The 12,357-nt window shown below is 45.8% G+C and carries 11 protein-coding genes; 5 read left to right on the top strand and 6 right to left on the bottom strand.

Annotated elements, in window-relative coordinates; genetic code table 11:
* Positions 1 to 169 precede the first annotated feature (169 nt).
* Entirely contained in the window at positions 170 to 634 is a 465-nt protein-coding gene (locus ACK3SF_RS02175) for a TIGR00288 family NYN domain-containing protein (protein ID WP_414838185.1), read from the top strand.
* A gap of 27 nt (positions 635 to 661) precedes the next feature.
* The gene (locus ACK3SF_RS02170) at positions 662 to 985 is read left to right on the top strand and encodes a hypothetical protein (protein WP_414838184.1); all 324 of its coding nucleotides are present in this window, start codon (positions 662 to 664) and stop codon (positions 983 to 985) included.
* A gap of 38 nt (positions 986 to 1,023) precedes the next feature.
* On the opposite strand, the gene ACK3SF_RS02165 is transcribed toward ACK3SF_RS02170, so the two are convergent.
* Genes ACK3SF_RS02165 through ACK3SF_RS02145 form a run of 5 tightly spaced genes read right to left on the bottom strand, consistent with a single transcriptional unit; the run spans position 1,024 to position 9,439 of the window.
* Entirely contained in the window at positions 1,024 to 1,842 is an 819-nt protein-coding gene (locus tag ACK3SF_RS02165; RefSeq protein WP_414838183.1) for a hypothetical protein, read from the bottom strand.
* Between the two features lie 44 nt (positions 1,843 to 1,886).
* The gene (locus ACK3SF_RS02160) at positions 1,887 to 4,181 is read right to left on the bottom strand and encodes a hypothetical protein (protein WP_414838182.1); all 2,295 of its coding nucleotides are present in this window, start codon (positions 4,179 to 4,181) and stop codon (positions 1,887 to 1,889) included.
* Positions 4,178 to 5,824: a vWA domain-containing protein gene (locus ACK3SF_RS02155; protein ID WP_414838181.1), complete on the bottom strand. Its 1,647-nt coding sequence runs from the start codon at positions 5,822 to 5,824 to the stop codon at positions 4,178 to 4,180. Before ACK3SF_RS02155 ends, ACK3SF_RS02160 begins: the two co-directional genes overlap by 4 nt.
* A 46-nt stretch (positions 5,825 to 5,870) precedes the next feature.
* Positions 5,871 to 8,558 carry an ATP-dependent helicase gene (locus ACK3SF_RS02150; protein WP_414838180.1) on the bottom strand — a complete coding sequence of 896 codons (2,688 nt, stop codon included), beginning with the start codon at positions 8,556 to 8,558 and terminating at the stop codon, positions 5,871 to 5,873.
* A 38-nt stretch (positions 8,559 to 8,596) separates the two neighbouring features.
* A complete protein-coding gene (locus tag ACK3SF_RS02145; RefSeq protein ID WP_414838179.1) occupies positions 8,597 to 9,439 on the bottom strand; it encodes a hypothetical protein in 843 nt (280 codons plus the stop codon).
* A 103-nt stretch (positions 9,440 to 9,542) separates the two neighbouring features.
* Here ACK3SF_RS02145 and ACK3SF_RS02140 point away from each other — a divergent pair, with 103 nt between their 5' ends.
* Entirely contained in the window at positions 9,543 to 10,358 is an 816-nt protein-coding gene (locus tag ACK3SF_RS02140; RefSeq protein ID WP_414838178.1) for a mechanosensitive ion channel family protein, read from the top strand.
* 134 nt (positions 10,359 to 10,492) lie between these two features.
* Entirely contained in the window at positions 10,493 to 10,804 is a 312-nt protein-coding gene (trxA, locus tag ACK3SF_RS02135) for a thioredoxin (protein ID WP_414838177.1), read from the top strand.
* A gap of 25 nt (positions 10,805 to 10,829) precedes the next feature.
* Here the strand turns inward: trxA and ACK3SF_RS02130 are convergent, their stop codons facing one another.
* Positions 10,830 to 11,324, bottom strand: coding sequence for an adenylate kinase family protein (locus ACK3SF_RS02130; protein ID WP_414838176.1), 495 nt, complete (start codon positions 11,322 to 11,324; stop codon positions 10,830 to 10,832).
* Between the two features lie 71 nt (positions 11,325 to 11,395).
* On the opposite strand from ACK3SF_RS02130, the gene ACK3SF_RS02125 reads away from it, so the two are divergent.
* Positions 11,396 to 12,343: a replication factor C small subunit gene (locus ACK3SF_RS02125; protein ID WP_414838175.1), complete on the top strand. Its 948-nt coding sequence runs from the start codon at positions 11,396 to 11,398 to the stop codon at positions 12,341 to 12,343.
* The last annotated feature ends 14 nt before the right edge of the window (positions 12,344 to 12,357 follow it).

Below are 12,357 nucleotides of genomic sequence, written 5' to 3'. Positions count from 1 at the left end.
GGAAATACAAGGAGGCCTCGACACCCTATTACATCATGTGAATACTGGTAGGCCTCCATAGACTTCTCTTTGTCGACATTTGATTTAAGTTTTTCAGATAACGTGAGAAAATTTTTGTCCAATTATTTCAGCGGTGAGATAAAAAAGGCTGTGGGAGAAATATTGTTTCATGGTTTTATCTAAAATAAAGGATTCTGTTAGTAGAGGGAAGAACGTTGCTATCTTTGTTGATGGGCCTAACGTTGTTAGAAAGGAGTTTGATCTAGATCTTGATCATTTAAGAGAGAAGACCGGAGAGTTTGGAAATATCAAGGTTGGAAAAGTATTTCTGAACCAGTACGCTTCCGATAAGCTTATTGAAGCTATAATATCTCAGGGATTTGAAGCTGAGCTGGGTCTAGGTGGAGAAAAGGCCAAGGAAAGTGACGTAGATGTTTACATGGCGGTAAATGCTGTTGAAGCAGTTTTCAACGATGATATCGATGTTATCGCACTTGTGACTCGTGATACAGATTTCCTTCCTGTGATACAGAAGGCTAAGGAGCATGGGAAAGAGACAGTCGTTATGGGTATGGAGCCAGGATTTTCGACTGCATTGAAGAATGCTGCGGATCACGTTGTGGAACTGGAATAAAAATCTTGACAGGAAAACATTTTTTCCATGGGCGAAATATTCAGGCCTGATCTACTGGGAATACTTGACGTCAGCTCAGGTATACTTGTGTATTTCACGCAGTCTTTCATGCCAGAGCCCATTTCCGCCGTACATGCAGGAATACTTATTTTCAAAGGGATAGGAACGATGATAAGGCCTGTACATTTCCCATTCCCATTATTCGTAATAGGAAACATGGCTGACGTACTCTCAGCAGCCATAATATTCACCGGCACCCCTCCAGTGTTTGAGGCCTACAAGACGTATATCGCAGCAGGCCTGTTCTTCAAAGGGATGTGGGGATTGTTTGGTTTAATGAAGAAGTTCTAGATAAAAAAACTGATAATTCAAGAGAAGGAGAATATTTTTTAGCGCCTGTTGTTGGAACTTCCCTCTATCGACTCCACCAGATCATTCAGAAGGCCTATGATCTTTTTGTTCTGATCAACTAACTGATTGAAGTCTTCCTCGGATACGCCGCCTTCTGCTTTCTGTGGAGAAGGATTAATACCTGCGTTCTCCATTTTCCTCCTTGTAGTATCACTGAGTTGCGGAGAATCGCCTCCCTGCTGAGGCCTTCCTGTCTGAGGATTAGGCGAGTCAAAATCCCTGCCAGAGCTCTGCTGTGAGGACTGTGAGTCCTGATCTGGCAGAAGAGAGTTCTGGTCCTGATTAGAGCCTCTTGGAGCTGCTGGACCGGAATTATCTCCAAAGCTGTCAGGGCCGTTTCCAGGTCCTGAGTTCCCCTGTGCAGGATTTCCTGAAGTATTCATAGAGTTATTGTTTGGTGCAGGACTGTTCTGTTGAGGGCCTGCTGGACTGTTCCCCGGGTTCTGTCCTCCATTAGGCCTGTTCTGTGGCCCCTGTGAGAACTGGTTTCCGCCGTTCTGTGAATTACTGTTTCCGTTTATCGGGTTGTTGTCTCCGAACTGTCCTTTGCTCTGGGAGCTGTTTCCATTATTTCCTGGAGAGGAGTTTCCGAAATTATTTCCCTGATTCTGTGAATCTCCTCCGAAAGAGTTTCCGGAACTGCCTGTGTTATCAGAGTTTCCGAAGTCTCCTCCGAAGTCATTGTCGCCGCCTGAATCAGAGAAAGAACTGTCAAAGTCGCTGTCGCCGAAAGATGACGACGAACTTCCTGAATCCGAGCCACCGACTATATTCTTTAAAGGGTCTAGAACTCCCATAGAACTTACTATTCTATCCAGCTAATTAAAGGTTTGGAAAATTTCTACATCCAACCCTTTGATTTCCTGTACCCTACCTGTATCAAGAACAGGATCAATGCCAGCAGGAGGAAGTATGAAGTCAATGTTCTGGATTTAACAGTTTCGACGGTTCTAGTCTTTACATTCCCTTCAAGCCCGTCTATACTGCTTTCATTAAGTACCTGGCCTCCTGTCACACGGGCCAGCCTCTCCATAACTTCTTCCCTGTAACCCAGTTTCCCAATTTCAGGCCTGTAATTATAATCAAACTGGTTTCCGAAATACTCGTGGAAGCCTGTTTCTTCCGGCCTGGTGGTAGCCCTGTAACGACTCTCCGCAACCCTGACAAAACCTTCCCGGTCGACTGAAGTTGTCAGAACAACCTCCTCACCCATCCTGCCATCACTGACAGTTACAGAACCATCTTCCTTCCTCTCGGGGTTACCCACGGCCCAGTTCAGAGTACGTGAAAGAACCACAGGCTCCTGAGACATCAGATTCTCAAGATCAGGGCCTCCGCCGGAGAAGGCTGCTACACGTCCGAGACCGTAACGCCACGTCGTCAGGAAAGGCCTGTTATGCGTGGATTCGATAAGTGTACGGGCGGAAGGCCTTGGGCCGACATCTTCGAAGTCTGTGGCTGTAGAGCTTAAAGATCCTAGGCCTTCAGTGATGAAGTGATTCGGATCAACTACAGAGATACCTTTCATATCGGAGCCTCCGCCTCCCTGGAAGCGATTCTCCAGAGCGTAGAACTCCTCCGTTCCCTCGTAGTATACGCCGTTGCCTTCTTCAGCCAGCTTCTCCAGAAAGTCCCTGTTCGGACTCTCCCCTACTGCAACAGTATGAAGACTGACGTTATCCGGAATATTCGAGGCAACCTCCAGAGCTCTCTGCTCGTACTCCTCCTTTGAAACACTTGAGGAAACCTCTGCAGTTCCTGAAGGGCCTAGGATCCCACTGTCTTTCGGAATCTTTCCATCTGTTATCAGTATTATGTTACCTGGAGAGTTGCCGATTATACGCATACTTGCCTGCAAGGCCTGTATCTGGTACGCTGTCCCACAGACAGGGATGCTGGCGAGGCCTCCCTGAGTCTCTGTACCGAGAAGCTTGTTCCTATAGGCCTCATTTGAAAGCGGCTGCGGATCACCAAACTCCCACACCGTGTTATTGTATGCAAAGGCTCCTACAATCGACTCAGGCCTCTGCTCAGCAAGATTGGTTACAAGGCTTGTTCCAAGCTGCTTGGACTCTTTTATCGAATCACCTACAGTACATCCTCCGGAAGTTTGATCTGTGAATCCCTGAGAATTATCTATACCTATGATTATCTTCGGATTACTTGTTGCAATATCGTACTCCCTCTTTTCCAGAGGCAGGACATCCATCGTGCCATCTCCAGTGTAAACAAGACCGTTACCGTCTGTAAGATAGTTTTTCAGTTCTGCAGAGGAGTCAATATTCTTCTTGAGAATGATTGAGTAATATTTCGAGAGATCTTGCGGCACAGTATCACTGTACTCAAGATCAAAGTACTCCTGAATCTTCTCCCCCAGAGATCCCTGATCGCCGACAACCAGGACCTCAGGCCTCTCGATAACTTTCACGGAACGGAAGAACTGATTGTTCTCACTGTACTGATCCTCTGATTCCAGTCCAGCTCTGATTCTGTGATAACCTGTCTCAGAGAACTCTTTCTCGAAGACAAAGCCTTCCTCAGTTTCCTCTGTATCCACTTCCTCACCATCGACAAAGACCTCAGGCCTTTCCTCTCCTTCAATAGTACTATGAACTTTTACAGTATAACTATTAACAGCATTAGGCACCGCTGTAGAAGGCCCTGTGATAGAAACCGATCTTTCTCTTTTCATTGAGGCCTTCAAAAAATTTATATCAGAATTTACTTGACTGTAGGCCTCTGCAACATCTCTGAAGTTTGAATCATCCTGAAGATCCGAGCTCACCAGATATGTAGTGTTTGGTTCCAGCATAGCCATCATTCCCTGCTTTATGGAGGAGCTGTTGCCTGTTGCAAGTGTTCTTTCTTCAACAGTCACGTCTTCGAGAGAGATATTAGGCCTATCGAGTACCATGGATCTCGACGAGTCCTCCAGGAATATCAGTCGGCTTTCCTCCATCTGTGATGTTTCCTGCTGTATCTGCGGCGAAGCAGCGGCTACTGCGAGCACCACAAATATTGCAGCGTATGAAATAGCCAGGAATCTTGTTCTGAAATCTTCTGTACTGTAGGCCCTGTAAAGAAGCGGCAATGCCACAAGGCCTAGAGCCAGGAGTATAGGATTCTGTAGTATCATCTTATTTCACCTATCTTGTAGAGGTAAATGAGTTCCAGGACAAGCAGTAAGGCTATAATAAATACTGAAAGATTTTGAATGTTTCTCTCTGTTGTAACAGCAGCTGTAGAACCTGAAAATTCCTGGTAATGTGAATTCAGCGAGGATTCTTCTGCTGAGAGAAGATTGGCGGCATATGTTTTCCCGTTCTCCTCGTAGAATCCTGTATTAGATACAAATAAAGTTGAATCTCCTGTGTCCAGAGATGTTCCTGTTCTAACATTCATCTCACCTGCAGTCTGCGTCTCGGACATCCTCAGTATAATCTGTCGCCAGAAAATCGGATACAGAATATTCCTCCGGAACTGAACCATCTCTGCATTGAATGCCAGGACCTCTCCATTCCCGTACTGGTGGATTTTCACGGCCTCTTCCGGAGTCGATAACGATTCACCGTCTTCCAGGCCTCTGTCAACATACACAACACTGCCGATATCGATCCTTCGAGGATAATTAAGCACCACGCTGCCTCCTTTCTCGGCGGCTGATGTATCAAACTCAAATACATCTTTCAAGGCCTCTGAGTCAGATGTTACTATCGCTGAGGCACCGTTATCGACTTTCTCCCTCACAGTTTCCGGATCTTCGGCCTCACCGTTAAGATAGAACACATCAGTGTTGCTGTCAAGAACAGTATTTCTGGTCTCGCCTATAAGCTGTACAGCCTTCTCGAAGTATCTGTCCGTCCTTGCAGTCTTTACACCGACTGATTCGGACTCCGGGACAACAAAAAAGGCCTTATTATCAACGTTCAGACCGTCATCTGGAAGAGTGAAAGTATTTCTTCCCGAACTATGTCTTACTTCATGAATATTGAGGCCTGGATCAAGCTCTAAATCCTGATTCATCCCGTTGAAATCTGCTTCAACAGTTTCTGTTTCTGAAAGGAAGTTCCTTATCGATATCTCGGTAGTATTCCTGTTCACCTTCAGATCAGTTACAGCATAGGCGTTTGAGGCCTCTGATTTCATCAGTTCTATAGGCTTTGATGATGACTCCAGAGCCTGTACAGGATCTCTACTGTCAACTGTCTGATCCAGATCGCTTGCCACTACAAGCTCGCCAGGATAGTTTCCTGCTGTCTGAATGCCCGAAACAATATCTGTCTCCGTGTCCCGGTATTCTATATTCCTTAGTATCGACAGCGCCTGCTCTCCTGCAACATTTTCTGCTATAACTTCTGTTCTAGCTCCTGATGCAATAACAGTGTTTCTTTCACCTATATTATCTTCGACAAAGTTCTCTACATCATTTATCTGCGACTGCATACTGGCAGATCTATCCAAAACAATAACAGCATCATCAGGCCTCTCAGGTACTTCCGCGAAAGGCTCTGCTAGAGTGAAAGCAAATGCAAGTATCACAAGCACATGAAGAAGCAAAACAAGATTCCTGAGAAGCGTTCTGAAAGCGTTTTTGAGCTTGCTTTCTCCTTCCTGCTGTCTGAAAAACATTATGGACGGCATCATTCTTTCCTCCGGCTGAGGCCTGGCAAGGTAGAAAATCAGCAGTGGTACAAGCGCTGCAAGTGCAAGAAGGCCTACAGGATTCAGGAAGAAGTTTTCAAGTACAGGCATCAAGGCCTGAAGTTGTTGCTCCAGCATTGTCTCTGGCTAAGTTTTTGTTGGGAAGAGTATTTTTAGTTAAGTGTTACTTCTCGTCGATCCTGTCCAGCACCTGCTGATGGAGTTCCTGCAATCTTTCTTTCTTGTCCTCCATCTTGATGACATCACTGCTTTCCTGGAGAAGGAGGTTATGGCTGAAAGGAGACGGTATATCCGCGTTTCTTACTTCGAACTCTATATCTCCATCAGCTATACCTTCCACAACTTTCTCTGTGTGGCGTATATCCATTGCATCCTCCATTATCTCCCTGTATGTCTCCTCTATCATCGGAAAGTCTTCTCCATGCTTGTTTCTGATCGCTGAAATCAGGAAGTGGCCTTTCATCTGCTGCTGGCCGACAGTCTTCGAGTTCCCCTGGTAGTTTCTGAGTATCATCAGGCTTCTGCCTGCAACGTGTCTGAAACGTCTTTTCATGAGCTCTGTCTTTCCAACAGCGTCTTTCAGCTCTTTCTCGAGATCACATTCTGCCAGTTCGTCAAGAAGTCTGTCTATATCGATAGGCCTTCTTGGAGTGACAAGGATGAATCCATTATCGTCGATCACCATTCCTATGTTACTACCTATTCTTTTCTGGAGGAGATGAGCAAGTATCCTGGCCAGAGCGTCGTGTGTCCGTCTCCCGTATATCGTCTGGAAGATAAAGTTCTGTCTGTTTTCATCGTCGATGTATTTCTCTACCTTGATATCCTCATGATTCGAGACATCTCCAGAGAACTGGTACTGTTCCTTAACATACCTGTAGATGGCCTCTGCCGTATTCTCATCCAGATAGTAGTTGTGCATTATCCACTGGATGATATCATCGTCTCCTGCACCAAGATCAAGCTGTTCTTCAACATCTTTTCTGAACTTTCCTATCTTGACACCTAGATCATAACTTAGAGGAAGCCGCTCAGAGTACCATGAAGGGACTGTCGGCTGCTTCTGAGGCTTCGGATCGACAAAGACTTTCATACCTTTAGCATAAGAGAACTGATACGTTGAGCCTCCCAGCGTGAATATATCTCCTTTAGTCAATCTATCCAGGAACTCCTCATCCAGAGTCCCGACATAATTTTTATCGCCTCGAGTTACGACATCATAGCCTGATTCATCGGGAATAGTCCCGATATTTGTCATGTAGATAACTCTTGTCATCTTGCCGGATTTCCCGAAGAGGCCTGATTTATCGTTTCGCCAGATCTTCCTGTAAACGTTTTGATCCTCTAACTCGTACTCTCCTGCCAGATACTTCATGACTTTGTCAAAATTTTCTCTGGAGAGGCCTGTGTAACAGTAACTTTTTCTCAGCATGTTGAATGCGTGATCGATGTCCCAGCGATGATTGCACGCCATGCCAACGATGTGCTGGGCCAGTACATCCAGACACCTTGTAGGGATCTGGATCTTATCCAGTTCATCTTCCTTGGCGCATTTAGTGAGGACAGAGCATTCCACTGCATCGTCTCTGTCAGTAACAATCATTTTTCCTTTGGCTTTCTCTCCTATCTGGTGGCCTGAACGCCCGATACGCTGGATTCCCCGGGCGACTCCTTTGGGCGAGCCTAGCTGTAGAACAAGATCAACGCTTCCGATATCGACCCCGAGCTCCAGAGAAGTGGAAGTTACTCCCACCTTCATCTCCCCTTTCTTCAGGGCCTCTTCGACATCAAGACGCTCCTCTCTGGACATAGATGAGTGATGTGCACCGATATTTTCATCGTAGTCATCAGGCCATCTTTCCTTCAAATTATTGACAACTCTCTCCGTCGCCGAGCGCGTATTAGTGAATATTATGGTGGATTCATGGTCCTGAATAAGATTGTGCATCTGATCATACATCGCCTCATGGATCTCCTCCGGAGGCGTATGAATCAAATCGCTGACAGGAGAGATAGTCTCAAGATCGATCTCCTTCGAGGCCGCTACATCAACTATCGTACATCCACGAGTCTCATAATCTTCTTCAGAGGCCTCTGGAGCAGATTTTACGTCATCGTACTCCGTCTCCTTCATCTCGATATCCTCCTCCACCTCGTAGCCAACAAGATACTTCGCTATCTCATCTATAGGAGCCTGAGTAGCAGAGAGGCCTATACGCGTAGGAGATCCTTTCACCATGTGCTCCATCCTCTCCAAGGTAAGTGATAGATGTACTCCTCTCTTGTTCTCGCTGAGGGAGTGGATCTCATCAACAATAGTATACTTTACATTCCTCATGCTTTCCTGGAACTTTGGAGAGTTAATCAAGATACCCAGAGATTCAGGAGTTGTGATCATGATGTGAGGAGGATTTTCACGCATTTCACGTTTCTCAGCATCCGTTGTATCTCCTGTCCTTACTGCAGATCTTACTTCAGGGACATCATACCCCATTTCTTCAGCCTTTTCTTTTATACCCTGAAGAGGATCCTCCAGATTTCTTTTGATATCATTTGAAAGAGCTCTCAACGGAGAAACGTAAACCATGTACACTTCGTCGTCCAGCTCACCTTCATCTCCCATCCGGAAAAGCTCATTCAACGCACTCATGAATGCTGAAAGTGTCTTACCCGAACCCGTAGGCGCACAGATAAGGGAATTCTCCTCCTCATGAATCAAGTCAAAAGAGTACTTCTGGGGGGCGCTGAGGCCTGGAAACTGCTCGTTGAACCATTCCTTGACGTAAGGCTCGAAATCCTCAGGAAGAGTTTCAGAGGCCTGCGACTCATCTGCAAATTTTATCTCGCTCATAACATGGAAGAGAAGACGCAATTCTTAATAAACACCGCTCAACCGGTTTCCGAGACGTAACCATCCATCTTTCTGAATAACAGGCCTGATAAAGCCGTTAGAAGACCTATAACAGGGTGAACTCCGTATATAGCGACGGCTGCTAAAGGAATAAGCAGTAAAAGGAAACTTCCTGTAAACATCGTATCCACGGCTTTCTCTACTGTTCCCGATATATCCGTTGACCGAGTGGACGCCTGCTGTATCACCCTATCCGGAACTTCATTAGAGGCCTCTCTGAAAGCACTGGAGACGTTCGCCAGATCCTCCGGACTGAGCTGTCTTGAAGTATTTTCTATAACGTATGCGTGAGTCTTCGATATAGTGACAGCGGAGATACTCTGTATCAATTTTTCCTGCCTATCTCCTGGATTGAGGCCTGTCTGCTGCATTACCTTCTCAGTGCCTCCTGCTATACTGTTTGAAACTGTTGAAGACACTGCGTCCATCTGCTGTGGACTTGAAGTAATAGATAGGAAAAGTACGAGGCCTACAAGCACTCCAGAGAACAAAAGCGGCAGAGAGACTGTCGAGTAGAAGTCACGGAAAGTTTCTCCACGTGAAAAAAATGACACCAGTACATTGCCTAGAGATACTACCACAGCTACTGCTGCGTACAGCAGGCCCAGAGGTGCGAAAGCAAGAGCTGCCAGAGAGATGAAAGACGATTTCTGGAACTTTTCAGAAGAGATATAGGCCGTATATCCGAAGAGCAGCGGCACAGTTGTGAATGCAAGCAGTGTTTCAGGCCTTGAAAGATTTACAAGATACGTGGATGATACTGCTAGAAGCGTGAAGGTAGCCTGCAAAGCGTATTTCACGTAATCGGATTCAAAGTTCACAGGAAAAGTTTACTTTCCGGCATATATAATTTTTTGAGGCCTGGAAAAGATTTATTATCCTCGTCGGGCCTAGAATTTTGTATGACGAGGTTTAACTAGAAAAATGTTCGAAGTAATAACTTCAAGTTTCACAGGTCTTCTGCCTGAAGTATCAGCAAGCACTATCGTAGCAGGGTTTGCTGTTCTCGTGGCAGGACACGTACTGAACAAAATTTCAAACGTAGCTGTCGAAAAAGCTGTTGAACGGAAAGGTGCCAGCAAGCATGCTACGCGTTCAACCAAGAGACTGACAGCGTACGTCATCTATCCATTGACTTTCGTCGCCTTCCTCGGAGTTATCGGTGTTCCACTGACTGCTTTAAGCGCAGCAGTAGGCCTGATCGGATTAGGCCTGTCGTTTGCGTTGCAGGACGTTATCGCCAACTTTATCTCAGGAATCCTGATCATGATCTACAGGCCTATCGAGATCGGCGATCAGATTGCAGTCGGCGGAGAGGAAGGAACTGTAGAGGACATACAGACACGTGCGACAAAGATCAAGACGTACGATGGGAGACAGGTCATCGTACCTAACTCAGATCTCTACAGTCAGCAGGTTATCAACAACACGGCCTACAAGAACAGAAGATTCAACGTGGTCGTTGGCATAAGCTACGACGACGATATCAAGAAGGCCAAAGAGCTTGCTGAAGAAGTCCTTGAAGAAGCAGATTCAGTTGAATCAGATCCAGCACCTCAGGTGCTTGTAGATGAACTCGGCGGATCCTCCGTCAATCTGAAGCTGCGTGGATGGACGGACAACAGAAGAGCCAACATCGTTACAGGAGGCTCTGAAGTCACACAGCTCATCAAGGACAAGTACGACGAAGCTGGAATCGACATCCCATACCCGATCCGGACAGTATACATGGAGGAATAAGGCCTCCACACCTCTTTTTCCTTTCTTCTTTAATTCAGTGAAAATTTTTTCAGGGAAATTTGCTAGAGGCCTTCAATGTGATTACCTATCTGTCACCAGTTTTTTCTTAAGGCTTGCATGATCAGTGTTTCTGTATGCCAGAAGAACTTACTCCTGAAAAGATGGAAGACGTTTCAAACTCTGATGAGACATGGGTAGTAGATTTCTGGGCCTCATGGTGCGGACCATGCAAGAAACTGGCTCCTATCTACGAAGAAGTATCCGAAGAACTGGAAGATGTCAACTTCGGAAAAGTCAACATGGAAGAACACTCCGATCTCGCGACAAAATACCAGGTCAGCGCACTGCCAACACTGCTGATCATCAAAGGCGGAGACATAGTTGCGAAGAACGAAGGATTTATGGACAAGGAAAGTCTAAAGAGCTGGGTTCAGGAAAAGGCCTGAATCCGTCAAAAAATCTTTTTCTTCCTTAAATATACTGCGTCCAGTCAACGACACCTACACGTTCTTCTTTACTTTTCAAGGCCTCTCTGATTCTTTCAACAGTCTCTTCCACAGTTTTATCAGTTGTATCTATCTCGAAAATCTTCTCCTGATTTCCCGCTGCCTGTGAAAGCACGACATCCAGCTTTTCGGCCTCTACATTCTCCTGAACTTTTTCATCGCTGTAATCTCGTTCATCGAGTCTTTCTTCAAGGACGTCGGGCCTTGTTCGGAGGACTATACAGTAATCCAGGTCCAGGAAATGCGCCATGTGGCCTTCGATGATAAGATCTTCGTCTTCAGGCTCCTCTGGCGGATTCTGTCTTAACTCTTCGATATCTACTTCTATCTCTCCTTTTTCGTTGAGGCCTCCAAGAGATTTTTCCTCGAGGTAGTCACGTAGATCCACTTTCTTGCCTTCAAGGTGCTTGGAGACTGTTGATTTTCCTGTTCCTGGTGTTCCTGTTACTCCTATTTTCACAGTTCAGGAGTTGCGGTGGAAAGCATAAAAGCTTCAGCAAAAAGTTCTGAAGTATAGAGGTAAAAAAAATAATGATCGATGTATGGACCGAAAAATACAGGCCTGACACCCTCAGCGAGGTTGTCGGTCAGGATGAGATAACTGACAGATTAGAGGCCTTTGTTGAAAAAGATTCTATCCCTCACATGCTTTTTGCGGGGCCTGCAGGTACAGGTAAGACTACCTGTGCGGTTTCACTTGCCAAGGATCTCTACGGCGATACCTGGAAGCAGAACTTTATGGAGACCAATGCTTCAGATGAGAGAGGTATCGACGTTGTCAGGGAAAAAATCAAGGATTTTGCCCGTACAAAGCCTATTGATGCAGATTACAAGATAATTTTCCTTGATGAGGCCGATGCATTGACAAGCGATGCTCAGCAGGCCTTGAGAAGGACTATGGAGCAGTTCTCGGATAACTGCCGGTTCATTCTTTCATGTAACTATTCTTCAAAGATTATCGATCCTATACAGTCGAGATGTGCAGTTTTCCGGTACAATCGTCTGGAGGAAGACGAAGTTAAAGATTATATCCAGAGGCTTGGAGAGGCAGAAGGTTTCACGATCTCCGAGGATGCTATCGACGCTATAATGCGTGTCTCAAGCGGTGATCTCAGAAGAGTTACAAATATTCTTCAGACTGCTGCAATCCAGACCGATGAAATCGAGGAAGAGGATATCTACGGCGTGGCAGCATCTTTGAGGCCTGAGGAGATCAGCAGAATCCTAAATCTTGCTCTGAAGGAAAAATTCATGGATGCTCGTGACGAGCTCTCTGAATTGATGATTGATAGAGGCCTTGACGGGCAGGATGTTATCGATGCAATCCACAGAGAGATCTACGATCTGGATATCTCCGAGAAAGGGAAGCTTGAGATTATCGATAATCTTGGAGAGTTCGAGTTCAGGATAAGTGAAGGCGGAAGCCCGGACATCCAGATAGAGGCCTTACTGGCTAAAATCGCAGGACTGGACGAGTAAAAAATGAAAATGAT

Origin of the sequence: Candidatus Nanosalina sp. VS9-1 (genome assembly GCF_047555085.1) — an archaeon.
In the GTDB taxonomy this organism is placed as follows: Archaea; Nanohalarchaeota; Nanosalinia; order Nanosalinales; family Nanosalinaceae; genus Nanosalina.
This window is presented reverse-complemented; position numbering and strand designations above follow the sequence as displayed.

What these genes read in the sequence shown, in the direction of transcription:
- ACK3SF_RS02175 (WP_414838185.1), top strand. Translation starts at nt 170, where the DNA reads ATGGTTTTATCTAAAATAAAGGATTCTGTTAGTAGAGGGAAGAACGTT.
- ACK3SF_RS02170 (WP_414838184.1), top strand. Translation starts at nt 662, where the DNA reads ATGGGCGAAATATTCAGGCCTGATCTACTGGGAATACTTGACGTCAGC.
- ACK3SF_RS02165 (WP_414838183.1), bottom strand. Translation starts at nt 1,842, where the DNA reads ATGGGAGTTCTAGACCCTTTAAAGAATATAGTCGGTGGCTCGGATTCA.
- ACK3SF_RS02160 (WP_414838182.1), bottom strand. Translation starts at nt 4,181, where the DNA reads ATGATACTACAGAATCCTATACTCCTGGCTCTAGGCCTTGTGGCATTG.
- ACK3SF_RS02155 (WP_414838181.1), bottom strand. Translation starts at nt 5,824, where the DNA reads ATGCTGGAGCAACAACTTCAGGCCTTGATGCCTGTACTTGAAAACTTC.
- ACK3SF_RS02150 (WP_414838180.1), bottom strand. Translation starts at nt 8,558, where the DNA reads ATGAGCGAGATAAAATTTGCAGATGAGTCGCAGGCCTCTGAAACTCTT.
- ACK3SF_RS02140 (WP_414838178.1), top strand. Translation starts at nt 9,543, where the DNA reads ATGTTCGAAGTAATAACTTCAAGTTTCACAGGTCTTCTGCCTGAAGTA.
- trxA (WP_414838177.1), top strand. Translation starts at nt 10,493, where the DNA reads ATGCCAGAAGAACTTACTCCTGAAAAGATGGAAGACGTTTCAAACTCT.
- ACK3SF_RS02125 (WP_414838175.1), top strand. Translation starts at nt 11,396, where the DNA reads ATGATCGATGTATGGACCGAAAAATACAGGCCTGACACCCTCAGCGAG.